15 protein-coding genes, 1 tRNA gene and 2 rRNA genes are annotated in these 25,438 nt (G+C 59.9%); 5 read left to right on the top strand and 13 right to left on the bottom strand.

What is annotated here, in order from left to right:
* Positions 1–61: 61 nt before the first annotated feature.
* Positions 62–1,108 (bottom strand): TAXI family TRAP transporter solute-binding subunit, encoded by a 1,047-nt coding sequence (locus tag ABJ363_17940; GenBank protein MEP4380868.1) that lies wholly within the window; start codon positions 1,106–1,108, stop codon positions 62–64.
* A 439-nt stretch (positions 1,109–1,547) separates the two neighbouring features.
* On the opposite strand from ABJ363_17940, the gene ABJ363_17935 reads away from it, so the two are divergent.
* Positions 1,548–2,003: a response regulator gene (locus ABJ363_17935; protein ID MEP4380867.1), complete on the top strand. Its 456-nt coding sequence runs from the start codon at positions 1,548–1,550 to the stop codon at positions 2,001–2,003.
* Positions 2,004–2,052: 49 nt separating this feature from the next.
* Positions 2,053–4,785: an ATP-binding protein gene (locus ABJ363_17930; GenBank protein ID MEP4380866.1), complete on the top strand. Its 2,733-nt coding sequence runs from the start codon at positions 2,053–2,055 to the stop codon at positions 4,783–4,785.
* 24 nt (positions 4,786–4,809) lie between these two features.
* Here ABJ363_17930 and ABJ363_17925 read toward each other — a convergent pair whose 3' ends face one another.
* The 3 genes from ABJ363_17925 to ABJ363_17915 all read right to left on the bottom strand — a co-directional run bounded on the left by ABJ363_17925 (position 4,810) and on the right by ABJ363_17915 (position 7,983).
* On the bottom strand, positions 4,810–5,664 hold the full coding sequence (locus ABJ363_17925; protein MEP4380865.1) for an alpha/beta hydrolase: 855 nt from the start codon (positions 5,662–5,664) through the stop codon (positions 4,810–4,812).
* 20 nt (positions 5,665–5,684) lie between these two features.
* On the bottom strand, positions 5,685–6,230 hold the full coding sequence (locus tag ABJ363_17920; protein ID MEP4380864.1) for a cupin domain-containing protein: 546 nt from the start codon (positions 6,228–6,230) through the stop codon (positions 5,685–5,687).
* A gap of 67 nt (positions 6,231–6,297) precedes the next feature.
* Positions 6,298–7,983, bottom strand: a complete 1,686-nt coding sequence (locus ABJ363_17915; protein ID MEP4380863.1) for a GMC family oxidoreductase N-terminal domain-containing protein — start codon at positions 7,981–7,983, stop codon at positions 6,298–6,300.
* 346 nt (positions 7,984–8,329) lie between these two features.
* On the opposite strand from ABJ363_17915, the gene ABJ363_17910 reads away from it, so the two are divergent.
* Both ABJ363_17910 and ABJ363_17905 read left to right on the top strand, forming a co-directional pair.
* Entirely contained in the window at positions 8,330–9,487 is a 1,158-nt protein-coding gene (locus tag ABJ363_17910; GenBank protein MEP4380862.1) for an alpha-hydroxy acid oxidase, read from the top strand.
* 51 nt (positions 9,488–9,538) lie between these two features.
* The gene (locus tag ABJ363_17905) at positions 9,539–10,936 is read left to right on the top strand and encodes a glutamate decarboxylase (GenBank protein ID MEP4380861.1); all 1,398 of its coding nucleotides are present in this window, start codon (positions 9,539–9,541) and stop codon (positions 10,934–10,936) included.
* Here ABJ363_17905 and ABJ363_17900 read toward each other — a convergent pair.
* The 6 genes from ABJ363_17900 to gltB form a co-directional block, all read right to left on the bottom strand.
* Positions 10,930–12,228: an APC family permease gene (locus ABJ363_17900; GenBank protein ID MEP4380860.1), complete on the bottom strand. Its 1,299-nt coding sequence runs from the start codon at positions 12,226–12,228 to the stop codon at positions 10,930–10,932. The genes ABJ363_17905 and ABJ363_17900 overlap by 7 nt on opposite strands.
* 65 nt (positions 12,229–12,293) lie before the next feature.
* Positions 12,294–12,998: a hypothetical protein gene (locus ABJ363_17895; GenBank protein MEP4380859.1), complete on the bottom strand. Its 705-nt coding sequence runs from the start codon at positions 12,996–12,998 to the stop codon at positions 12,294–12,296.
* A complete protein-coding gene (locus ABJ363_17890) occupies positions 12,995–13,291 on the bottom strand; it encodes a TraR/DksA family transcriptional regulator (protein ID MEP4380858.1) in 297 nt (98 codons plus the stop codon). The genes ABJ363_17895 and ABJ363_17890 overlap by 4 nt, the downstream gene beginning before the upstream one ends.
* A gap of 200 nt (positions 13,292–13,491) precedes the next feature.
* The gene (locus ABJ363_17885; GenBank protein ID MEP4380857.1) at positions 13,492–14,142 is read right to left on the bottom strand and encodes a 2OG-Fe(II) oxygenase family protein; all 651 of its coding nucleotides are present in this window, start codon (positions 14,140–14,142) and stop codon (positions 13,492–13,494) included.
* A 30-nt stretch (positions 14,143–14,172) separates the two neighbouring features.
* Positions 14,173–15,594 (bottom strand): glutamate synthase subunit beta, encoded by a 1,422-nt coding sequence (locus ABJ363_17880; protein MEP4380856.1) that lies wholly within the window; start codon positions 15,592–15,594, stop codon positions 14,173–14,175.
* Positions 15,594–20,225, bottom strand: a complete 4,632-nt coding sequence (gene gltB, locus ABJ363_17875; protein ID MEP4380855.1) for a glutamate synthase large subunit — start codon at positions 20,223–20,225, stop codon at positions 15,594–15,596. The genes ABJ363_17880 and gltB overlap by 1 nt, the downstream gene beginning before the upstream one ends.
* Positions 20,226–20,922: 697 nt before the next feature.
* Here gltB and ABJ363_17870 point away from each other — a divergent pair.
* A complete protein-coding gene (locus ABJ363_17870) occupies positions 20,923–23,796 on the top strand; it encodes a CHAT domain-containing protein (protein ID MEP4380854.1) in 2,874 nt (957 codons plus the stop codon).
* A 142-nt stretch (positions 23,797–23,938) separates the two neighbouring features.
* Here ABJ363_17870 and ABJ363_17865 read toward each other — a convergent pair.
* The 3 genes from ABJ363_17865 to ABJ363_17855 form a co-directional block, all read right to left on the bottom strand.
* A tRNA-Met gene (locus tag ABJ363_17865) sits at positions 23,939–24,015 on the bottom strand.
* A gap of 108 nt (positions 24,016–24,123) precedes the next feature.
* Positions 24,124–24,238, bottom strand: a 5S ribosomal RNA gene (gene rrf, locus ABJ363_17860).
* A 191-nt stretch (positions 24,239–24,429) separates the two neighbouring features.
* Positions 24,430–25,438, bottom strand: a 23S ribosomal RNA gene (locus ABJ363_17855); the annotation flags it as partial.

Below are 25,438 nucleotides of genomic sequence, written 5' to 3'. Positions count from 1 at the left end.
CTGGGCTGATAGCCCCTCGTTCCGGCCGCCGCGTGCATATCCGACTTGGGTCTGGTCCGCTCTATTGCGGCACCCGCTTACCATCCACAAAAGCGTCGGGGATCGTGAGCCCCTTCTCCTTGTAATAACGCAGCGCGCCCGGGTGAATCCCGTTCGGGATCGGGAACAACGCCTGATCGAGCGAGACCGCCGCGCTCATCCAGGGGGCCAACGCGTGGGCTTCCTCGATATTCTCCCAGAAAGCCTTGGTCATGGCGTAAACCACGTCGGGATCCATATCCGCACGAACCGCCAGCGCCACTTTCGGGTCCACCAGCTTTACGGACGTGGTGTTCATCTGGTTGGCGCCATAGGCGTTTGGTGCCAGATCCGTCAACGAATTCATCGGGTTGTCGAGAATTCGCTTGGTCCCGGGGTCGGCCAGCATCTGGGCCTCATCGACCCCGATAACGCGAATCTTGGATGTCAGCGCGATCTGCTGGATGCGCGGATCGGGCGTTATGCCCGGCAGCATCATGACGTCGTACTTGCGGTCCTGAAACGCCTGGATCGCCGGTCCCCAGTTGAGCTTGACCAGCTCGAAGTCCTTGCCCGGTTCGTAGCCGGTCTGGCCCTTCACCGTGATCAGGTTCTGCTGGGTGGCGGTGCCGCCCGGCGGTCCGAGGAACACCTTCTTGCCCTTGAAGTCGGCGAAGGTCTGGATCGGTGATTCGTCGAAGACTACATAGTGGCGCGCGCCGATCGGATGGGCGAATACGATCGACAGTTTCTTGGCCGGGTCGTCACCCTCTTTCAAATTCTTGAACGGCCCCTTGTGGGCGCCCATGAGCTGGATCGAGATCATGGACGTGAGCGAGAAGTCCATATCACCCGCCGCGACCTGCAGCATGTGCCGGGTCGCCGGACCCGACGCCGAAAGCTGTACTTCGGCATTGGGCACGTGACGGTTGATGGCATTCGCCCAGGCCGTGTGAATGAGGTTCACGGACGTGCCGGGCGGGAATGTGCCCATCTTGTAGAAAGTCTTCTCTTGAGCCTCGGCGATGCCCGTGGCCACCACAATGGCGACCCCGGCAACGGCAAGGCTCCTGAACAGCTGCTTCAGCATTTGTGTTTTCTCCCTGTTCGACACCCGGAATGTGCGGGCGCTTCATGCGGGTTCATCCCATGATTTTTTTGTCGTTCCCCCGCGCCAACCGCACGGCGTGCCTACTACAAACCCGTTGCATCACGTTCGCCCTGCAAACGGCGGAACTCCAAAGGTTATTCCGGCGATTTTCCCTGACGAAAACGGACACCCGTAGACCCGCCGCCGCCTGGGAGTGATCGGCCCCGACCTGCGGTGCGCAATTCGCGACTCCCGCGACGATCATTCTCAAAATGGAGCCTGTCAAACGACTCGGGTGTCGAGAATACGCCCATTTTTTCAGATACTTAGGAATCGTGATTGGACCTATCACGATTGGCACATGGCTTGCGTATTCATCTACGACAAACACGCGTTCATACCGCACCCGAACGCCGAATCATTCATCTGGAGAGTACCGATGAGCCTCGATATTCACGCAGAGATCACACCGTTCGCCGGCCGAGGCGATATCCGCAACGCGGTCTTGCGCCGCATGAACGAGGGTCACCGAAAGCGCCGTCTGCTCGCGATCGACAGCGAGGAAAAGTATCTGGAGTTCATCCAGTTCGTCGCCGAGGATCTGAATTTCGAAGTCCAGACATTGACGCATTCCTCGGAATTCGCCGCCGAGTATCGGGATTTCGACCCCGACATCCTCCTCATCGACATCATGATGCCGGAATGCGACGGCGTCGAGATCGCACGCTGGCTTTCGGGCAGCCACTCACCCAAGAAAATCATCTTCATGAGCGGGCTGCGTTCGGATTTCTCGCAGTTTTCACGCGCCCTCACGGATCCTGACGGAATTCACACGGTTCATTCCTTCCGCAAGCCGATCAACCTCGGCCCATTCCGCGAATTGCTCGCCAGCTGACCGCGCGAACGACCAGACCCTTCACCAGGCGATAAGGCCCGAAAACGAGATGACAATATTTACTCCCGAGGCCGTCGAAGAAACCTCCGAGAATCAGCCCGGCCGGGTGAGAAAGTTGCTTTCGCGCATGCTGACGATGCGGGTCGTCCTGGCTCTTGCCTTCACAATGATCGCCCTCGTCCCGACGGCATTCCTGAGCGGATGGGTCGAGCGAACCGCTCTCCAGCATGAAATCGAAGCCGTCGAGGAAAAGCATCTACTTCTGGCAACCAACGCCAGGGAATCCATCGAACGCTATATCGACGATGTCGAAATCGGGTTTGATCTGTTCGCCCAGGCCGTGCGCTTTGATCAGACCTCCCACTACCTGCGGCAAGTCGCGCTCCGGTTGAAGTTCCGTTCCTTCGAAATCTACGCCCCGGACGGAAAGGCGAAGTTTTTATGGAAAGTCGGCGGCAACGAACGCGTTGATATCGCGCGCGACGTACGCCGCGAACTGCTCGCCGGTGCGCCGGCCGATACGTTGCGATTTTTCCCGGTGCAGCTGGATACCCGCGGACGCCCGACAATCTATCTCGCCCGGGCATTGCCAAATGGCGACATCGCGATCGGGGTGCTTTCCACCAGCTTCATCCGCAAGATTCAGCAATCCGTTGCATTCGGCGACGGCGGGCATGCGGCGATCATCGACGCAACGGGCCAAGTCCTCGCCCATCCGAAATCGGCCTGGGTGGACAGCCTCCGGAATTTGTCCGCAATTGACCCCGTCGCGCGCATGTTGCGGGGTGAAACGGGTGTCACGCAGTTCCACTCCCCGGCCGTCAAAGCCGACATGATCGCCGGCTTCACGTTTCTACCTGAAACCGGCTGGGGCATCATGGTCCCGCAGCCCTTCGCCGAGCTTCAGGCCCGTGCCGACCGCTTCGTGGACGCCGCCTACGCGATCATCGCATTGGGCGTCGCGACCGCGGCGATCCTGGGCTGGTTCCTGGCCGGCCTCATGCTGCGGCCCATCAACGCCGTTATCCGGGGCACATCGCAAATCGCGCACGGGAAACTAGACTGGCGTGTGCCCACCGACACGATGATTATTCCCCGCGAACTCCGCGCCCTGGGACAGAATTTCAACGACATGGCGGTCGAAATTCAAGCCAGCCAGACCGCACAGAGATTCCATGCCGAGGAAGAGCGGCGCGAACTCCTGGGACGCATCGCGGAACATCTGCCGGGCATCATATTCCGCCGGGTGGCCGAACCCGACCGCGTCACCTTCCCTGTTTTCAATGTCGGCACGCCCCGCGTTTTCGGTTTCGAACGTCACCTGGTCACGACTGATCCCACCTTGTTCATCAACGCCATTGTTCCGGAAGACCGGGAGCTGTGGCAGCGCCTCGTCGATGGCGAAATCGAAACGCCGGAATCCCGATATCAGGACGTTCGCGTCAAGACACCAGGCGGTCAGATTGCATGGGCACGCATGTTTGGGACCGTGCGGCGCCAGGGCGAACGCATTGTCTGGGACGGTGGCGCGATTGATGTGACGCAGGAGAAAACCACCGAACAGCAGCTGGTGCAGGGCCAGAAGATGCAGGCGATGGGCAAGCTCACCGGCGGCATCGCCCATGACTTCAACAATCTGCTCGCCATCATCCTGGGGCATCTGGAACTTGTTGAGGAACAACTCGAGGACGCCAGTCGTCTGCGGCCGCTGGCGCGCAATGCCATCGATGCGGCAGAAAAGGGCGCCGAGCTGACATCACGTTTGGTCGCGTTCACACGCAATCAGGAGCTCCGTCCCCAGGTCACCGATCTCGATCTCCTGTTGGCGGATATGCGGCCCCTGCTCATCAGCAGCATCGGCGAGACCGTCGAGATCGAATACACGGGCGAAACCGCACCGAATATCGTCAAGATCGACCAGAACCAGCTCGAGAATGCGCTCCTCAATCTGGTGATCAACGCACGCGCCGCCCTGCCGCACGGCGGCAAGATCGAGGTCCGCACGGAATGCGTCGAAATTGGCGGCCCCCGGTCGAACGATGCCCTCGAGCTCTCCCCGGGGCGATACGTGCGCTTGTCGGTCAGCGACAACGGAACCGGCATCGAACCCGATGACCTCGCACGGGTATTCGAACCCTTCTTCACGACCAAGCGTACGCGTGACGGCAGCGGGTTGGGGCTGAGCATGGTGCATGGCTTCGTGCGTCAATCGGATGGCGACATCGAAGTCATCAGCGAACCCGACGTCGGAACGACCGCAAACATATATCTGCCCCTGGCGACCGAACCGATTGCTGGTCGACCGGCGACGACCGCCACATCGGATGTCCAGGTCTACGGAGCAGGCAAATCCATCCTGCTCATCGAGGACGAGACCGTCGTCGGTGACATCTGCGAGAACTTCCTTCTCCAGCTTGGCTACAGCGTGCTGCGGGCCGATACCGGAGAGAACGCGATCCAGATTCTGCATGATCGAAAGTTCGATTTCGACGGGATCGTCTCGGACGTGGTCCTTCCCGGTCCGCTGACCGGGCCGAACGTGGTGGAGCTCGCAATCCAGCACAACCCGGCCATTGGCGTTCTCATGATGTCGGGATACCCCGAGGATCATTGCAAAAAACTGCTCGCGCACTGCCGCCACGCAATCTATCTGCGCAAGCCGTTCCGCAAGCAGGTTTTCGGCGAACGTCTGGCGATGGCGTTGAATGCCACGCGCTTCGGGAAGCCCAGGAACGTCGTCTCTTTGGTCGAACAAACTTCGCCGGCTGCCGCAAAGGCCTAAGTCGCGGGCCTGTATTCCGGTCCGTCAGGCGGTGGCGCCCGACGCCCCGTGCCGGCGCATGAAATCGGCGAACACGCCCACGATCTCCGGCTCGAGATCGCGCCACTCGGCGAATGCAACGACCGGCTCGTCCGAATCCTCAATGGGCAACATATGCAACTCGCTGCCCGGGATCATGGCGTGGACTTTGCGACCGACGCTTGAATCATGCACCCGGTCATTCCCCGGAACGATCACCGTGGGCATACCGAGAGACCCGAGTTCCGCTTCGCTGACGCCGAACACCGGCAGCTCCGCGCCCGCCATGAACAGGTCCCGCAGCCGGGTCTGAATATCGATGAACGCCTCGGCCGACATGTCCATCAGCCGTTGACGGTTCTGGGCATTCGCCGCAATCCGTTCACCATATTCCGGGGTGGCGCAAACGGCCGCCATGCCGCCCGCCTGGGCCGCCCGAATGAACTGGTCGTAATAGTTTTCCGGCAGGCGCCCGGCCGCAAATGTGCCACCAGTCACACGCAAGAGCAACAATCCGCGCACCGCATCGGGATGGCGAAGGGCGAAGAACAACGCCGTGCGCGCGCCGGAGGAAGAGCCACCAATGAAGGCCGGTACTTCGTCCAGCTCCGTCAGCAACGCGTGAAGATCATCTGCCCAAACGGCCTCCTCCACCTCATCCGCGCTCATCCGTATATCCGATGCCCCGGTATTGCGGCGGTCGTGGAGCAGGACACGGAAACCTTCGACCGACAATTTCTGCGCCATCGGCAGGAATTCGTCATAACCGCGCCGGCCGCCGGTGATCAGGGTCACGACCGGTCCGTCATCACCGACGATCTCGTAACGGAGATTGACACCACGAATGGCTATTGTCGGCATCGTTCGTTCCCTGTTCCTGCCTACTCGGCGGCGTTGATCATCTTGCCATCCGCATCGAGCGTGAATCCCGACGCTGCGGCCTGGTCGATGACATCCTGCGGCCGGGTCACCGCGACATTGTCGGTGCCTTCGATGATCACAAGCAGGTAACCATAAGTGTCGCCGACATTCCTGAAGCTGCGCATGACACGGCCCGGTACCGAGATGCAATCCATCGGCCCCAGCACCACTTCTTCCATGTCATCGCCCTCATTCCAGTAGACCGCCCACTGACCTGATATCGGAATGAAGACTTCGATTTCCTCATGGGTGTGCATCGCCGATCCGTTATCGGGCTCGGCGCCAACATAGGCGACATTGAACCCTTTGGAGTCCACGATTCCCGGCTGGGTTCCGGCGTCTTCCGATACCCCGCGACCGACGATCGAATAAATGTCCCGCTTAAATCCGGGGATTCCCTGCGTAACCATCAACTGGTCGTTGCCCGTTTGCTCGGCAAATAACGCGATGCGGGAGCGCATCTCGTCCTGCGACATGACAACGATACCTTCTGATTCTTTGCTCATACTTCCCTCCCTCATATCCATCAGACAAAGTTTGCCCCAGACGGGGAGCACCGGCAAGGAATGCCGGTCAGGTCCCTTCCAGAATGGCTGCGGATATCTTCTCTGCGACCATGATGGTCGGAATATTGGTGTTTGCGCGCGGGATCGCGGGCATCAGCGAGGCATCCACCACCCGCAATCCGGCAACATCGTGGACCAGACCGGCACGATCGGTGACGGCGAGAGAGTCATCCGATGATCCCATCCGGCAGGTGCCCACATGATGCGCCATGCCGCCGACGCAGGTGCGCGCAAACTCCCGTACCGCTGCCTGATCGTGAATCAGCTGGGCGATGCCCACACCGGAATTTGACAAACTCCGCACCGCCGGCCGGACGGCCGCCGGCACAAGGTCAAACACGGTCGAAATCGCACGGGACTTCAGGCTGCTGCGCCAACTGACATCATTGAGTGCACGTAATTGGCGCGAATTTCCGACCGCCGCTGCCTCTTGCCACAGTTGGGAAACCCCGGGCGCCAACAGCATTTCCGCCACTGTGAGAACGGCCTGTTCCAGGCGCAGACTGTCGCGCACATCGGAATCGAAATCGAACTCTATGTCCGCCGGACCGGCCGGGTTGGCCTTGTTCAGAGACACGCTCCCGCGCGAAAACGGCTTGAAGAGGGCCGGGTTTAATGCGCTGACCCGGCGCCCGAGTGTGTTCCAACTCGTTCGGCCGACGAAATACATATACATATCGCCCGAAGGACAGTCCGCCACACCCGACGAGAAACGCCGTCCCGCGATCGTGTGCTGACGCTTCCGGGGCGGTGGCACCGCTTCATTCTTGAGATAGGCCAGCATCATCAAGATCTGGTGGTTGTGTAGATTTCGGCCTACTCCCGGGCGGTCCGCGACAACCGAAACGCCGGCCGCCGCGATATCCGCCGCGGGGCCGATACCGGCGCGCAACAGGATCACCGGTGATTGCAGCGTCCCGGCAGATACGATGATCTCGCGCCCCGACATACGCTGGATGTCACCATCGATCTCGGCATCGACACCGGTCACGCGCTTGCCATCGAATACGAGATCCCGGACCATCGCGTTCGCGAGGATGGTCAGATTGGGCCGCGCACGGACAGTCGGATCGAGATAGCAAATTGCGCTCGATCCCCGTTTGTCCTCGAATTTGCTCAAGGGCAGCGGTCCGAACCCATCCCGAAAATCGCCGTTGAAGTCTGCGACGGCGGCGATCTGCCGATCATGGCTGTGCGCGGCAAGCGCCTTCAGCAACGGCGGCCATTCCTCTTCGGGCCAACGTCGAATCGGCACCGGCCCCTCCGTGCCGTGCCGGTCATCCTGGAAATCGACATCGGTTTCGAGCTTGCGAAAGAAGGGGAGCACATCCTGCCAGTTCCAGCCCGCGGCCCCGAGCGATTCCCATTCGTCATAGTCATCCGGGGTTCCGCGTAGAGCCACCATCGCCATCAGGGAACCGCTGCCGCCCATTATTCGACCCTGACGAAATGGTACTTCCGGCGCACTGGATTTGTCGCGCTCATAGCCGCGAAGATCGGGCCATGCATAGTCGCGGTTGTAGTAGGAGCCAGGAAACGTATCGATGATATCGGCGGGTTCGGCACCCGGCACCGTGTCGGGACCGGCTTCGAGCAGCAAAACCTTGTTCGCGGAACGCGCCGACAGGCGGTTGGCGAGGACACAACCGGCAGAGCCCGCTCCAACAATGATGTAGTCGAACACATTGGTCATGGCGTGGCTCGCATTTCGAACGGGGTGAACTTTGGCGGACGTTCCGTTCGAACGCCGCGCGGTACCTTGCACAACGGCCAACGACCGACCGGGTTGCTGATAGTAGCAGCCCAGACGCGAGTATCCTCTACCGGCTGACGACGTTCAAATCATGCGTGGCATGTCCAGATTGCAATGCCGAAAGTGATCTCGCCAAGACCTGCCGCCCGTTAGGCTCGTCTCCCGGCTTGCGCAGGGCCGCGTGGCATGCATCTTATGCACACGAACCAAAGGCAGCGCAGCAATTCGGAGAACTCAAGTGGGTAACCTGTCCAAACAAGCACTTAATATCGACGACCTGCGGCAGATGGCGAAACGCCGTCTCACCAAGGCGCTATTCGACTTCTGCGATAAAGGCAGCGAAGACCAGATCGCCATGCGCGACAACCGCGCGGCACTCGACCGGATCAAGATCATGCCGCGTGCGCCGCGTGATGTGTCCGGGCGCGACCCGGGCATCACCCTGTTGGGCAAGAAGCAGGACCTGCCGCTCCTGATCGGCCCAACCGGACCGGCGGGCTTCGTCTGGTATCGCGGCGAGACTGCGCTCGCGCGGGCGGCGGCCAAGTATAACATCCCGTTCACGCTGGCCAGCACGTCCAACACGCCCATGGAGCAGGTGATCGAGAACGGCGGCGGCACCCAATGGTTCCAGCTCTATGTCTGGCGCAACCCCGAGGCCGCCTTCGTAACGGTCCAGCGTGCGCTCGACGCCGGCTTCGAGGCACTCGTTGTGACCGTTGACTCGCCCGTCTACAACAACCGTGAGATTGACGTGCGCAACGGGCTGGTGTTTCCGCCGCGCATCACCATGAAAACCACGATCGACAGTTTGCGTCACCCCCGTTGGTTGGTCGGCACGGCGGGCCGCTATTTTCTGAATGAAGGCCGTCTGCCCGCCTTCTCCAACATCCACATCCCCAAGGAAGACAAGGCCGAGGCGACCGGCTATGTGTCGGCGAGTTCCGGCTCCTTCCTGAATCGCAACGACACAATGGGCTGGGACTATGTACGCCGGTTGCGGGATGCCTGGCCCCACAAGCTCCTGATCAAGGGCGTCCTGCACCCGGACGATGCCGTCGACGCGGTCGAAATCGGCGCCGACGGTATCTTTGTCTCGAACCACGCCGGCAATACAAACGACACCGCCATCACGCCCTGGGATGCCCTTCCGGCCGTCGCCGAGGCGGTTGGCGGCCGCACGACCATCATCGCGGACAGCGGCATACGGCGCGGTAGCGACGTCTTGAAGGGACTCGCACTCGGCGCCGACGCGATCGCGATCGGCCGGGCCACGCTCTACGGTGCGGGTGCCGCAGGGGAAGCCGGTGCAAGCCGTGCGCTGGATATCCTCGACGCGGAGATTCGCCGCACCATGGCGGTGATGGGCGTGACGGACATCGCGTCGGTTTCACGCGACCATATCTGCCTGCCGGGGCAGCTTCCGGTCTCCGGCCACGGGTAGCCGGTAACGCATAACCGGCGACCACATGATTCTGGAGAGGAAGAACGAACGATGGCACTGCATGACAAGGCCTCGATCCGGCACAAGATCGAAGATCAGATCTATGCGTCCGTAGATCTTTCGGTGAGCGTGCCAAAGTATCAGTTTCCCGAGAATGAGCAGGAACCCCGGCACGCCTATTCCGTTGTGCATGACGAGTTGATGCTCGACGGGAACTCGCGCCAGAACCTCGCCACCTTCTGCCAGACCTGGGAAGAGCCCGAACTTCACCAGTTGATGGACGAGTGCATCAACAAGAACATTGTCGACAAGGACGAATATCCGCAGACGGCCGAGATCGAAGCGCGCTGTGTCCACATGCTCGGCGATCTCTGGCATTCGCCGTCCGGGGCCAATTCTGTCGGCTGCTCGACCGTGGGGTCGAGCGAAGCCGCAATGCTGGGCGGCATGGCGATGAAACGGCGGTGGGAGGCAAGCCGGAAGGCCGCCGGCAAGCCCATCGACAAACCGAATCTGATCACCGGGCCCGTTCAGGTCTGTTGGCACAAGTTCACCCGCTACTGGGATATCGAACATCGCGAGATTCCGATGGAAGACGGGCGGTTGCTGATGACCCCCGAAGAGGTCCTCGCGCGCTGCGACGAGAACACGATCGGCGTCGTCCCGACCCTCGGCGTTACGTTCAACGGCGTGTATGAACCCGTCGAGGCCGTCGCGGCTGCTCTGGACGGCCTGCAGAAGGAAACCGGCCTGGACATCCCGATCCATGTCGATGGCGCCAGCGGTGCGTTCCTCGCGCCCTTTTGCGCACCGGACCTTGTCTGGGACTTTCGTCTCCCGCGCGTCAAATCCATCAACGCGTCGGGGCATAAGTTCGGCCTTGCCCCCCTGGGTGTGGGCTGGGTCGCATGGCGTGAAGAGGCCGACTTGCCGGAAGACATGATCTTCTGGGTGAACTACCTCGGCGGCAACATGCGCGATATCGCCATCAACTTCTCGCGTCCCGGCGGATCCGTTGTCTGCCAGTATTACAATTTCCTGCGCCTGGGCCGCGAGGGATACCGGAAAATTCATTCCGCCTGCTACGATACCGCCCAGTTTCTCGCTGGCGAAATCGCCAGACTCGGGCCGTTCGAAATCATATATGACGGGGACATGAACAAGGGCATCCCGGCGCTATGCTGGAAGATGAAAGACGGCGTCGATCCGGGTTTCAGCCTTTACGACCTCGCCGACCGTCTCAGCACCCGCGGCTGGCAGGTACCCGCCTACACCCTGCCGGCAAACTGCGAGGACCAGGCAATTCAGCGAATTCTTGTGCGTCATGGTGTGAGCCGTGATCTGGCTACACTGCTGCTCAAGGATATCCAGGCATCACTCGACTATTTTTCGGACCATCCGGTCCACACCCCGTTGACCCACGAAGAAGCCTCGGGATTCCATCACTGATCCTTTGATGTCGCCTTCACGCTGCGCCCGGAGACCCGATGCAGGACGGCTTCGCTGACGAAGGAAATCAGCAGAATTCCGGCGACTCCCAGCAAAAGATAGGGCGACGTCGTTGCCAGGTGATAAGCACCCAGCGCGATCGCCAGCCCGTTTGATGCGATGGCGAGCAGCACCAGCGTTTTCGATGCGCCGGTTTCGTCAAGAATGCGCAGATGGCCGATATGGACGGTCGTGTGAATCATCAGCATCGACAATGCGCCGATGATCGCGATTGCCGACAAATCGAGAAAAATAGCCAGCGCCGCAATGATCAGGGCGCTGATGACAAGTCCCTCGCGGTTGTTGGCCACGCGCCGGGCAAAGACGGCCGGCAGCTCACCTTCCTTTGCAAGCTGGTAGGATACATTCGCGATCGCGTAGAGACCCGCATTGATCGCCGAAGCCGTGGCGAACAGGGCGGTGATCGAAATCACGGTGAACCCGATCTGTCCAAATACCGGCCGCGCGGCCTCGGCCAGGGCGAAATCCTTGGCGGCGATGACTTTTTCCGGCGGGAGATTGCCAAAGACGACGACGGCAATGCCGACATACACGACCATGACGAGGATGATCGAGGTGATGATCGCACGCGGCAATGTGCGAACCGGGTCGCGCATATCCTCCGCCGCGTTGGTGATATAGCGGAAGCCCTCATAGGCGAAGAAGGTAATGGCGACGGTCGACAGGATGTTCGTAACCGGCGGATATGCAGACGGTGCCAGCCTTTCCGGCGAGATGAAAGTCATCCCAACGACGGCGAATATGACCAGCACCGATAGCTTGGCGACCACGATGATGTTTTCAATACGGGTCATCGAACGCGCACCGGCGAGGTTGATCACCATGAACAGCACGACGACTGCGCCGGAGAAAACTTCCACGAGATAGTGCGACATGCCGCTCGGGAGAAGTGCGAACGCGTAGGATCCGAATGTCCGCGCGACGAGCGATATGGACACGAGCGCGGCGATATACAGCATCAGGCTCATGGCACCCGAGAATCGCCCGGACCCGAATCCCTGAACGAGGTACTCAACAATGCCGCCCGCCGCCGGGTAGCGCGCACCGAGACGCCCCATGGAATAGCCGCTGAGCAGCGCGATCCCGCCCGCGATCATAAACGAGATGTAGACCGCACTCGCCGCAATGGCGCCAGCCTGGCCCAGCAGCGCGAAGATGCCCGCCCCGACCATGGCGCCAATGCCCATGGCCACGGCCGACCAGAAGGATACTTCGTTCTTGGGGTTTCTCACGCGGACCTCGATGCTTGGACCAGACCAAGAGCCGTCGGGTTGTCACGGCTCCCGCCGACTATAGGTCATCCGTGATCGGAAGGAGATTCATCTGCATACGCCTGTGACTCGTATGCTTCCGTTTCATCAAGGGCATCCAGCCAGTATCCCGAACTGATTACCTCTATGTGCAGGACGCCATCGCCTGCCGTCTCCGTCCGGACAATCCAGATCACCTCTTCCGCTTCCGGGAAAGAATGTCCCTTAAGCTCATCGTCGTACAATCGATGCAGGATCGCATGCCTGTCCATTCCATCGGCCAGCAGGCGGACCAGAAACGATTCGTCAGGCGAAGCGGTTAACAGCGCTCTGGCGGGGCTGTTGCTCGCCGTGACTTCAATCTTGACGCGCACCGCATCCGGCTCGGGAAACGTTTGTGGAAACGCTGCGTACAGCAGGCTGCCGGCATTGAACATGCGCTCGTGAAGCGCGGAATCCGCATACTCCTCCCAAAGCTTTTCGTCGATCATTTCACCGGCAAGATTGCGTATCTGCCCGTCCCTGAGAACATCACCCATGTCATGCTTGAGCACGAGGCAAGCGGCATCAACAGGCGGCAGGTCCTGGAGTGATGCAACACACATTTCGCGCAGTTCATCATCGCTCAACCCCGACGTATCGCCATACTCCATGGCCTCGAGAAGCGCCGCAAAATCACGGGGTGCCCGCGCATCTTCGATTTCCAGAATATTCGAGAAACTGAGAACTTTAACCTTGAAGCTGCCGTTCATCCCGCGCCAACGCCCGAGGCACAGTTAATGCATTGGGTTGCGTATGGCAGGGCTTCAAGTCGCTTTTCAGCGATGGAGTCACCACAGGTCACGCAATCACCAAATGTGCCGGCTCCGATTTTCGACAATGCGAGTTTGATCTTTCGGATCTCGTCGAGAGCCAGGTCACCGACTTCTTCGAGAACTTCGTCATTCTCCGATTCGTAGGCATTCTCGGACCAATCGTCATCGGCCGTCTCGCTCAACTCGTGATCTATTTCCTCAGACCGGTCCGTCAATTCACAAAGCCGCAATTCCAAATTTCGCTTTCACGTCATTCACGTCAATCATTCGTTTTCCCTCGCCGGTCACAGGCCGGTCACAGGCCGGTGTAACGATGTCATCTGGGATCAGGCACGGCGAAATAGAAGGCCTGACCCCATATTTCTTTTGGCCACGTCAACACAACGCACGAGAGATTGGCTGGCGTGTGACGCCATCCGGTACGCCGAGGCTAGACAGCCCCACCCATCTCCACATCGGCCCAGTTCCAGTTTGGTTTCGCCTGGGTGGTCGTGAAGTTGGAAAACATGATGTTGAACGAGAGACTGACGCGCATCTCTTCCGTCGGGTTTGCCACAACCGAGTGCTGCAGCCATGACGGGAACATGATCAGAATGCCGGTCTTCACCGGGATATGCATGGTGCGCGCCGTCAGGGGTGTCTCTTCGGTGAACCGCGGGATAATGACCCGTCGCTCCATCCGTGTGTCGTGAAAGCTGATCTGGTCGGCGCCTTCCGGGGCCTTCACATAATAAACACCGCTCAGATAATTATTCTGGTGACTGTGCAGCGGGTGGCCAATGCCACGCGGCTTGATATTCATCCAGCAGCCGGTGATCTCAAATGGCGCGGGCGCGACCTTGAGCATTTCGAGCACCCGTTTGCTCGACTCTCCGATGACCTCCACCATCTGCCCGAAAGGGTCCAGCGTGTGCAGGTCGTTGCGGGTCTGCCAACCATCCGTGTCATTGGCCGTCTCGGGCTTCAACGAATCGAGTTGCCCAAGCAGATGCGCATTCAGCGGACCGGCAACGTCGGCCTCGAGGACCTGCGCCCAGACGGGAACCGCGAAAAGCGGCAACATTTGCGAACTTTCGAACATGGTGCCGGCTCCTGTTTCGTGCAATCCCGACTAACGCGGCAACACCGTGCTGCCCATCAGGAACTCGTCCACTGCTCGCGCGGCCTGGCGTCCTTCGCGGATGGCCCATACGACAAGAGACTGGCCGCGCCGCATATCGCCGGCGGTAAAAATCTTGTCCCGGGACGTCCGGTAGGCGTTGGTGTCGGCCTTCACGTTGCCGCGCTCATCGAGTTCGACGTCGAGCTCGCGAAGCATGCCTTCGGCGACGGGGTGCAGGAAGCCCATCGCCAACAGCACGAGGTCGGCCTTGAGTTCGAACTCCGTGCCCTGGATGGGCTGGAATTTCTCATCCACGCGCTGGCAGTTGATGTGCGTCACATGCCCGTTCTCACCGCCGATACTATTGGTGGTGACGGAAAAATCGCGCTCGGCGCCTTCGGCCTGGCTCGACGATGTGCGCATCTTGAGCGGCCAATGGGGCCAGGTCAGACCTTTGTCTTCTTTCTCGGGCGGTTCCGGCATGATTTCAAGCTGGACCACCGAAAGGGCACCTTGTCGAAGCGACGTGCCGATGCAGTCGGAACCGGTATCGCCACCGCCAATGACGACGACATTCTTCTGGGAGGCCAGGATCGGCTCGACATCGCCATCCTGGTTGCTGCCCGCGACCCGGCGATTTTGCTGGGGAAGGAAATCCATGGCGAAATGGACACCGTCCAGGTCGCGTCCCTCGACGGGCAGGTCGCGCGGTGCTTCCGAACCACCACAGAGCAGGACGGCGTCATGCTGCGCGTCGAGTTCCGCGGCGGCAATGTCAACGCCCACATGGACACCACAATGTAATGTCACGCCCTCGGCGACCATCTGTTCGCCACGACGGTCGATCAGATGCTTTTCCATCTTGAAATCGGGAATGCCGAAGCGCAGCAAACCGCCGATCGCCTCGTTCTTCTCGAAAAGATGAACGTCGTGCCCGGCGCGCGCCAGTTGCTGGGCGGCAGCCATGCCAGCCGGTCCCGCGCCGACGACGGCAACTTTCTTGCCGGTTTTCACATCCGCGGGCTGGGGCTTGATCCAGCCCTCCTCCCACGCCTTGTCGACAATCGCGCATTCGATGGTTTTGATGGTGACAGGATTGTCGTCGATATTCAGGGTGCAGGCGGCTTCACAAGGCGCCGGGCAGATACGGCCTGTGAATTCGGGAAAATTGTTCGTCGAATGCAGGTTGCGCGACGCCTCTTCCCAATCCGCGTTGTAGACGAGGTCGTTCCAGTCCGGGATCTGGTTATTGACCGGGCAGCCGCTATGGCAGAACGGTATGCCGCAATCCATGCAGCGCGCCGCCTGGCGTTCCAGGTCACGCTCCTCCAGCGGAATCACGAACTCCTCGTAATTCCGAATACGGTCGGCCGCCGGCTTGTAGGTGCGGTCGTGCCGCTCGATCTCGATGAAACCCGTTACCTTGCCCATTAGCCTCTCCGCATGCCGATGTTCATTTCGCCGGTCTGCTCGACCTGCATTTCCTGCAGGGCGCGGCGATACTCCACCGGCATAATTTTCACGAATTTCGGCAAATACTCGTCCCAATTGTCGAGAATATGCTGCGCACGCGTGGACGCCGTGTAGTGCGCATGGTTCTGGATCAATTGCCGTAATCGCTCTGCGTCAAACCGGGTCATATCGGACCCGACATCCACCAGTCCATGGGATTCATTGTCCGAGAGATGCAGTTTCTCCATCTCTTCGGCCTCACCCTCGACAGGTTCGAGATCGACCATCGCCAGATTGCAGCGCCCCTCGAAATCGCCGGCTTCGTCGAGCACATACGCAATTCCACCCGACATGCCCGCCGCAAAATTACGACCGGTCTCACCCAGCACGACCACGATACCGCCTGTCATATACTCGCAGCCGTGATCGCCGGTGCCTTCGACCACGGCGATCGCACCGGAATTGCGCACCGCAAATCGCTCGCCGGCAATGCCGCGGAAATAGCACTCACCGGTCACCGCACCATAGAGGACGGTGTTACCGACGATCATGCTCTCATCGGGATCGATGCCGCTTTCCGGTGCTGGACGCACGATGAGCTTGCCGCCCGAGAGGCCCTTGCCGACATAGTCGTTGGCCTCACCCTCGAGATCGAGAGTCACGCCATGTGCAACCCATGCGCCGAAGCTCTGGCCTGCCACACCCTTCAACTTAAGCCAGATCGTGTCTTCCGGCAGCCCGGCATGACCGTATTTTCTGGCAATCTCACCCGACAACATCGTCCCCGCCGTGCGATCCGTGTTCCGGATCGGGAACGCCGCCTGGACGGGTGTCCCTTCATCGATTGCCGGCCTGGCAACGTCGATGAACTTGCGGTCCAGAATGTCCTTGATCGGATGGTCCTGGTCGCGCGTGCGATGGATATCGACAAGGTCCGCCTCGACCGGCTTGAAGAAAAGCTTACCGAAATCCAGCCCCTTGGCCTTCCAATGTTCGACCGCGGTGTCCGTATCGAGCATATCCGTCTGGCCGATCATCTCGTTGAACGTCCGGAAGCCCATCGCGGCCATGAGTTCGCGGACTTCCTCGGCAACATAGAAGAAGAAATTCACCACATGCTCGGGTTTCCCGGTGAATTTCTTGCGGAGTTCGGGGTCCTGGGTCGCGATCCCGACCGGGCAGGTGTTCAGATGGCATTTGCGCATCATGATGCAGCCCGATGCGATCAACGGCGCGGTGGCAAATCCGAACTCGTCCGCCCCGAGAAGCGCACCCACGACAACGTCGCGGCCGGTCCGCAGACCGCCATCGACCTGCACGGAAATGCGGCCCCGCAAATCATTCATCACGAGGGTCTGCTGGGTCTCGGCCAGGCCGATCTCCCACGGCGAGCCCGCATGCTTGATCGACGTCAGCGGCGAGGCGCCGGTTCCACCCTCGAAGCCCGAAATCGTGACATGGTCCGCTCGCGCCTTCGAAACGCCCGCAGCGACCGTCCCAACCCCGACCTCCGAGACCAGCTTGACGCTGATGTCAGCGCTGGAGTTGGTGTTCTTCAGATCGAAGATCAGCTGCGCCAAATCCTCGATCGAATAGATGTCATGATGTGGCGGCGGCGAAATGAGACCGACGCCGGCCGTGGAGTGACGCACCTTGGCGATGACCGCATCGACCTTGTGGCCTGGCAGCTGTCCCCCCTCCCCGGGCTTCGCGCCCTGGGCCATCTTGATTTGAATCATGTCGGAGTTGACGAGATATTCCGTCGTTACCCCGAACCGGCCAGACGCGACCTGCTTGATCGCGGAGCGCATGGAATCACCGTTGTCCATGGGCGTGAAACGGTCCACTTCCTCGCCGCCCTCGCCGGTGTTCGACTTGCCGCCGATCCGATTCATGGCGATCGCCAGATTCGTGTGTGCCTCGCGGCTGATCGAGCCGAACGACATCGCACCGGTTGCAAAACGTTTCACGATATCGGCCGCCGGCTCGACATCATCGAGCGGCACGGGCGCCCGGCCGGATTCCTCGGCCGATCTCAGGCGGAACAGCCCCCGCAGGGTCATCAGCTGTTCGTCCTGCGCGTTGATCGCGGCTGCATAGGACCTGTATTTGTCCGGCAATTCGCCACGCACGGCGTGCTGCAGATCCGCGACAGTCTCCGGCGTCCAGGCATGTTTCTCGCCCCGGATTCGAAACGCATACTCCCCACCGACGTCGAGCGCTCCCTTGTAGACCGGGTCGTTCCCAAATGCGTGCGCGTGGCGCTCCAGCGTCTCGCGAGCGATTTCCTCCAGCCCGACACCCTCGACCGCCGTGTGGGTTCCGGTGAAGTATTTTTCGACGAACGATGACTTCAGGCCGACCGCATCGAAAATCTGTGCGCCGCAATAGGACTGATAGGTCGAAATGCCCATCTTGGACATGACCTTCAACAGGCCCTTGTCGATGGCCTTTGTGAATCGTCTGTTGATCTGCTCAATGTTGAGTTCTTCGTCGAACTTCTCTCGAAGATCCTCGAGGGTTTCAAAGGCAAGCCAGGGGTTGATCGCTTCTGCGCCGAAGCCAGCCAGCGTCGCGAAATGCTGCACTTCGCGGGCCTCACCCGTCTCAACGACCAGTCCGACCGATGTGCGCAGACCCTTGCGTATCAGGTAGTGATGTACCGCCGACGTGGCCAGGAGTGACGGGATCGCGACGCGGTCCGGGCCGAGGAGACGGTCTGACAGGATAATGATGTTGTAACCCTGGCCTACACTTTCCTCTGCACGCGCGCAGATATTATCGATCGCCTCTTCCATATACGCCGCACCGCGCCCGACGCCATAGGTGATGTCGAGGGTCTGGGTCATGAACTGGTTGTCGGCGATGTCCCCGATCGCACGAATTTTCTCCAACCCGCTGTTCGAGATGATCGGTTGGCGCACTTCCAGCCGCTTCAGGGTCGATGTGCCTTCCAGATCGAGCAGGTTGGGCCGCGGTCCGATGAACGATACCAGCGACATCACAATCTCTTCGCGAATCGGATCGATCGGCGGGTTCGTGACCTGGGCGAAGAGCTGCTTGAAATAGGAGGCGAGCGGCTTGGACCTCGACGACAATGCCGATATCGGCGTGTCCGTGCCCATGGCACCGGTAGCCTCCTGCCCGGTATGGGCCATCGGCATCATGAGGAATTTGAGATCCTCTTCGGAATAGCCGAACGCCTGTTGTCGATTAAGCAACGGTGTTGGGGAGACCGCCGGCGAACGCCCGACGTCCGGCAGATCACGAACCCTGATCTGCGTGTTCGCCAGCCATTCCTTGTAGGGGTGGCTCGCGATGAGTTCCGCCTTCAAATCCCCGTCCGAGATGGTCTTGCCCTTCTCGAGATCGATCAACAGCATCTTGCCGGGCTGGAGGCGCCACTTGCGCGCAATATTTTCTTCCGGGATGTCGAGCACGCCCATTTCCGACGCGAGCAACACAAACCCGTCCTTCGTCTCGAGATAACGCGCCGGCCGCAACCCGTTTCGGTCCAGCGTGGCGCCGATCACCTTGCCGTCCGTAAACGCGATCGCCGCGGGGCCATCCCACGGCTCCATCAGCGCCGCGTTGTACTCGTAGAAGGCGCGCAGCGAATCATCCATCAACGGGTTCCCGGCCCACGCTTCAGGGATCATCATCATCATCGCGTGCGGAAGGGAGTAGCCTCCCTGATAGAGCAGCTCCAGGGCATTGTCGAAACAGGCCGAGTCCGACTGTCCTTCATAGGAGATCGGCCAGAGCTTCTGCATGTCGTCGCCGAATACCGGGGAAGACATCGTTGCCTGACGCGCGGCCATCCAGTTGTTGTTGCCGCGCAGGGTGTTGATTTCACCGTTGTGACAAATCATCCGGTAAGGATGCGCCAGCGGCCAGGACGGAAATGTGTTGGTGGAGAAACGCTGATGAACCAGCGCCAGCGCGGAGATCACGCGCTCGTCCTGCAGATCCTTGTAATACTTCACCACGCCGTCGGCGAGGACGAGGCCCTTATAGACGATCGTGCGCGACGAACAGGACGCAGGATAATACTCGTTCGCCCATTCGAGATGATTGCTTCGAATGTGGCTCGACGCCGTTTTCCGCATGACATAGAGCTTGCGCTCGAACGTATCGTCATCGGCAATGTCAGCGCCACGTCCGATGAACACCTGACGGTGCAACGGCTCCGTCGGTTTGACCGTTTCGCCGAGAATGGACGAATCAACAGGTACATCGCGCCAGCCGAGAACCGACATCCCCTCTTGATCCGCGGCCATCTGATACGCCGCCTCGATCAAGGCTTGCCGCGCGGGATCTCGCGGCATGAACAATTGGGCCACGCCATAATGGTTCGGTGGCGGCAGTTCGAAACCGAGACGCTCGGCCTCCACCGCGAAGAACTCATGCGGCAGCTGGATAAGGATACCGGCGCCGTCTCCGGCCTTCGGGTCCGCGCCAACCGCGCCCCGATGTTCGAGATTGCACAGAATATTCAGACCGTCCTCGACGATCTTTCGGCTGCGCTCGTTGCGGATCGAGCAAATCATGCCAATGCCACACGCATCATGCTCATGCGCCGGGTGATACAAACCCTCGCGCTTGCGCATGCCCGCGTGAATCACCGGTTTCACGGCAACGGAGCCCTTCGGGCCGATCTGGTCACGCAATTCTGAATTTCCGTTGGACATCGTCACGTTACTTTCCGATCTGCGAGGCCCGACGCATCATGGTGCAATGCACCCGGGCCGGTCCCTTCTTTCCACACCTTCAGTCAACAATGCAGTCGGGGCGAAGCCGTCGCCGGCCGTCCAGCAGCACAAGTACCGAAGTTTTGATGATCGAATGCCTGGCATTCGAACCGGCCGTTTATACCGGAATCGTAAGCGAAACTCACCCCTGATCCCCATTTTATTCGCCTGTTTTTCACTCTCCGGATGTTTGGAGAGCAGGTGCAAAATCCCATTAAAAACATTGGTTTATGTATGCTTTATTTGGTTTTCGGTTCAGGCCCGGGCATGGACAAGTTTGAGAACGAGGAAAACACACTCATGCTGCCCGTCGCAAATCTCGGAATCACAATATTTTCAAGCTGGCAGCTTGGCTGCCAAAGCCGAAGCTACAATGCCGCACGCGCAAGCCGCTTCTACTTGTTTCCCTGCCGGGTGTAGGCTGATGACGAACTGTCACATGTGGTTAGAGCCATTGCCGACGCACAAGACAAAGCGATCCGTCACGACAATCTCGCACGCAAGAACACTGCGTCGATCCGCGCTCGCACGGCTTGGCCCGGGCATCTTGAAAGCCGTGTTCATCTGCCTGCTGATCGTGAATCCCGTCGGGCCGCTTGCCGCGCAGCCAACACCGACAGTTGAAACGCTGAATGCGGACGTCGACCGGCTAGTGGCGGCGTTCGACTTCGACGGGGCGTACAAGGTCTTGGCAATGGTGCGCAGCTTGCTGGCCAATGAATCGGAACCGGACGGGACAGAAATCCTGACAACCGACATCATGCTCGGTGTCCTCGCCAGGGCTACCCGGCGTTATCGGGAATCGGATATCCATCTTTCGCGGGCTGAAGCCGCCGTGAATACCGTCTTTGCAGATCCCGTCGAGCAGGGTTATCACCTTGCCTGGGCACGCCAGGAACGCGCAATCAATTTTCTTGAACTCGGTCGGTACCGACGCGCTGCAAGGCTTGCCATCAATGCATTCGAAACCCGGCAGTCGGCAACTCCGAACGACTTCAATCGCTTGATGTCCGATGCGATGGTAACCGTGCGCGCGTTCGTGAATCTCGAGCAATGGCACGACGCGATGCTGTTCCTGGGAAAAGGTATAGATCTGCTTCCGAAAATGCGTCTGGAGGGAGATCTCACGGACATAAACACGTTCGCCGTCCTTCTGACGCAGACACTTCATGAGTTGGGCCAGCTCGACTTCGCCGCAGACTACCCGCAGAACCACTTCGAGCTGGCGGCAGCGATTGACCTCCATGTGTCTGACAATACCCGCGCCCAACTCGCATACCACCGCACGATCGCCCTGACCAAACAGGGAAATTTCCAGGCCGCGCTTGCTGAAACCGATGCCGCGCTGATCCAGGTGGACAATGGCGCCGAGGTCAGCCGGAGGTCCATCGCACAACTCTGGCACGCGAGAGGCGTTGCCGCACTCCATGCCGGTTCTCTCGAGACTGCGAACGATGCGCTCTCGCAAGCCGACGCCCACTTCATGCGCCTCTCAAACGGCGAGAGTCGGGTCGACCGTCTTCGGGTAAACGTCGACCAAGCGGCACTGATCGTCGAACGAGGCGCGCCCTTCGAGGGATTTCCGGACCTTTTCCAGGACATCGCAGAGCGGATACGCGAAGAGGCGACGCGAATGGCCCTGGGACGCCGGGACTGGCATGAAGTCCGGTTGCGGCAAATGCGTGTCATCACCCGACGCGCCATCGACCTGATGGCGAATGTGCAGGCCGATCAGCGTCAGCCGCAATGGCCAACAAACGTTGTGGCGTTCCACCTCGCACAACTCGCGCGTTTCGGAGAAACCGGTGCCGCGGTTAGCCAGATGGCTGCGCGGGTTGCCGCAGGCAGCGGAGACCTTGCGCAACTCATCCGCCGCCGCGAAAACGCCTTGGAGGAACGCATACAAGCCGAACATCAGCTGACCCAGCTTGCCGGACGGCAAGGTGCGCCCGCAACCTCGCAGAGGAGCACCGCGCTCGCCACCCGCCTGGAGATTCTTGATCGCGAACTGTCGTCGATAGACACGCGACTTGGCAAAGAGTTTCCGTCATTTTCGGAACTCGTCACGCCGACCATTATCGACTGGGAACGGATCGCTGCCTCCATTCACCGCTATCCGAGCGAAGTTATTCTGTTTTACGTCGTCGGCGAGCAAAACTCGCTGGTATGGGCGTTCAATGGTGGTGGCATCGGCGCGCGCTATATCCCTGCCGGGCGCGCAGAGCTAGAGGACAGGATACGACGCCTCCGGCGAAGCCTTGACCCAACAGGAATTTCACGGGTTGGCGACGTCAAGCCATACGATTTGGAATTGGCACACGATCTCTACAAACTTCTGGTCGAGCCCGCTCAGGGACTGCTGTTCGACACCAGGACCAAGCATATCATCGTGGTGCCGGATGGACCGCTCACGGGCTTGCCCTTTGAAATTCTGGTCTCGCAGCTTCCCGATCCGGCGGTGGCTTACGATCGGCCCTTCGAGAAATACCGAAAGGCCCGCTGGCTGGGATTGGACTATGCCATTTCGGTCGCACCGACGATTTCGGCTTTCGCGGTTTTGCGTGAAACTGCCGGAGTGTCCGGCGCACCGCAACCATTCCTCGGCATCGGCGATCCAATTCTTGGCGAACACCCCGCGCAGCGCAATGACCAGCCTTGGCCGACGCCTTCCCGTGACGCCGCCGGCGAATGGATCATCTCCGTACAGCGTTCCGCCGGTGCGCTGCCGTTCGCGCTGTTCCGGGACGGGCGCGGCAATGTCGACGCCCTGCGCAAACTTCCTTCCTTGCCGGAAACGGCACAGGAGCTTGCCGCGATTGCCCGGAGCCTCGGCGCCGACAATACTGCCCTGATGTTGCGCGAGCACGCCACCGAGCGTGCTGTTCGCCAACGCGGGGATCTCAGCGAGTTTCGTGTCGTTGCCTTTGCCACCCACGGCTTGACCGCAGGCGAGCTCGACGGGTCGGTCGAGCCGGCATTGGTCCTGACACCGCCCGACACGGCCAGCGATGACGACGATGGCCTGTTGACCTCAAGCGAGATTACCCAGCTTCAGCTCGACGCCGATTGGGTGATTCTGTCGGCCTGCAACACCGCTGCACCGGACGGAACACCCGGTGCATCCGCCCTGTCCGGACTGGCGCGCGCATTCTTTCACGCCGGTGCACGCACACTCCTGGTCTCCCATTGGAGTGTCGTGTCAGACGTTGCCAGTCTGTACACGCGCGAAATGCTGGCCAGTCTTGCACGGACCCCCGAAATGGGGCGTGCCGAGGCGGCACGTCGGGCCAAGCAGATCATTATCACCGACGCACAGAAAGACTATTACGCCCACCCGCTTTTCTGGGGGCCATTCTCCGTTGTCGGCGAAGGCTGGGCGCGCATTCCTGCCCTGCCGAAGGAAACCGAACCAGGTACGTCCACGAAATAGACGACGACAACGCGCTTCCACCAGGACGCAGCGAAAGCGTGAGTGTAGATACAATCGTTCACTAAGTGTCAGGGTGAAGGGAAGTGTCGTAGCGGCAAGAACACCAGAACCAAAAAACCCCGGCAAAGCCGGGGTCGATCGTTGGTTGCGGGGGCAGGATTTGAACCTGCGACCTTCAGGTTATGAGCCTGACGAGCTACCGGACTGCTCCACCCCGCGTCGATAACGCCTCGCGTTTCCACGCAATATCTTACTCGTTCCCAACATGCGTGAAGGAACCATCGTGAACTAGGTTGCATTGCTTGCCGGCGATCATGCGTTTGGAAGACCTGGCAACGACCTACTCTCCCGTGCCTTAAGACACAGTACCATCGGCGCTAGGGGTCTTCACGGCCGAGTTCGGAATGGGATCGGGTGTGGCCCCCCCGCTATAGCCACCAGGTCGTCCAAACGCATGGTGTGCCGGGGCTGGTGCAATAATCCTGACGAACGCACCCGTGGGGTGCGGTTAAAACCGAAAACCTGAGTAATCGAAACAATTTGTGTCGATGAACCTTGCCACTGTACGCGGCGGTTTATTGCCGTTCGTTTTACCCCGAAGGGTAGGACCCCGAAGGGTCCTGCAAACGGCCTACAATCAAGCCAATCGAGCAATTAGTACTGGTCAGCTTCACGTGTTGCCACGCTTCCACATCCAGCCTATCAACGTGGTGGTCTTCCACGGCTCTCATGCGAGACCTAGTATCAAGGTGGGCTTCCCGCTTAGATGCTTTCAGCGGTTATCCCTTCCGTACTTAGCTACCCGGCGATGCTCCTGGCGGAACAACCGGTACACCAGAGGTACGTCCACCCCGGTCCTCTCGTACTAGGGGCAGCTCCTCTCAAGTCTCGTCCTGACACGGCAGATAGGGACCGAACTGTCTCACGACGTTCTAAACCCAGCTCACGTACCACTTTAATTGGCGAACAGCCAAACCCTTGGGACCTGCTCCAGCCCCAGGATGTGATGAGCCGACATCGAGGTGCCAAACACTCCCGTCGATGTGAACTCTTGGGGAGTATCAGCCTGTTATCCCCGGCGTACCTTTTATCCGTTGAGCGATGACCCTTCCACACGGGATCACCGGATCACTATGACCGACTTTCGTCTCTGCTCGACTTGTCAGTCTCGCAGTCAGGCAGGCTTATGCCATTGCACTCAAAAGCTGATTTCCGACCAGCTTGAGCCCACCATCGCGCGCCTCCGTTACTCTTTAGGAGGCGACCGCCCCAGTCAAACTACCCACCACGCAGGGTCCCGAACCCGGTTTCACGGGTCTCGGTTAGATATCAAACAACAGAAGGGTGGTATTTCAAGGGTAACTCCACCGCAGCTGGCGCCACGGCTTCAAAGTCTCCCACCTATCCTACACATCCATTCTCGGATACCACTGCGAAGCTATAGTAAAGGTGCACGGGGTCTTTCCGTCTGACCGCGCCTACTCCGCATCTTCACGGAGAATTCAATTTCGCTGAGTCGATGTTGGAGACAGTGGGGAAGTCGTTACGCCATTCGTGCAGGTCGGAACTTACCCGACAAGGAATTTCGCTACCTTAGGACCGTTATAGTTACGGCCGCCGTTTACTGGGGCTTCGATTCAAA

Source organism: Alphaproteobacteria bacterium, assembly GCA_039980135.1.
Taxonomy (GTDB): Bacteria; Pseudomonadota; Alphaproteobacteria; order UBA6615; family UBA6615; genus UBA8079.
This window is presented reverse-complemented; position numbering and strand designations above follow the sequence as displayed.

Bases quoted from the DNA above. Each gene is read 5' to 3' on its own strand.
- ABJ363_17940 (MEP4380868.1), bottom strand. From the start codon at position 1,108: ATGCTGAAGCAGCTGTTCAGGAGCCTTGCCGTTGCCGGGGTCGCCATT.
- ABJ363_17935 (MEP4380867.1), top strand. From the start codon at position 1,548: ATGAGCCTCGATATTCACGCAGAGATCACACCGTTCGCCGGCCGAGGC.
- ABJ363_17930 (MEP4380866.1), top strand. From the start codon at position 2,053: ATGACAATATTTACTCCCGAGGCCGTCGAAGAAACCTCCGAGAATCAG.
- ABJ363_17925 (MEP4380865.1), bottom strand. From the start codon at position 5,664: ATGCCGACAATAGCCATTCGTGGTGTCAATCTCCGTTACGAGATCGTC.
- ABJ363_17920 (MEP4380864.1), bottom strand. From the start codon at position 6,230: ATGAGCAAAGAATCAGAAGGTATCGTTGTCATGTCGCAGGACGAGATG.
- ABJ363_17915 (MEP4380863.1), bottom strand. From the start codon at position 7,983: ATGACCAATGTGTTCGACTACATCATTGTTGGAGCGGGCTCTGCCGGT.
- ABJ363_17910 (MEP4380862.1), top strand. From the start codon at position 8,330: ATGGCGAAACGCCGTCTCACCAAGGCGCTATTCGACTTCTGCGATAAA.
- ABJ363_17905 (MEP4380861.1), top strand. From the start codon at position 9,539: ATGGCACTGCATGACAAGGCCTCGATCCGGCACAAGATCGAAGATCAG.
- ABJ363_17895 (MEP4380859.1), bottom strand. From the start codon at position 12,998: ATGAACGGCAGCTTCAAGGTTAAAGTTCTCAGTTTCTCGAATATTCTG.
- ABJ363_17885 (MEP4380857.1), bottom strand. From the start codon at position 14,142: ATGTTCGAAAGTTCGCAAATGTTGCCGCTTTTCGCGGTTCCCGTCTGG.
- ABJ363_17880 (MEP4380856.1), bottom strand. From the start codon at position 15,594: ATGGGCAAGGTAACGGGTTTCATCGAGATCGAGCGGCACGACCGCACC.
- gltB (MEP4380855.1), bottom strand. From the start codon at position 20,225: ATGCGCAAGCGCGAGGGTTTGTATCACCCGGCGCATGAGCATGATGCG.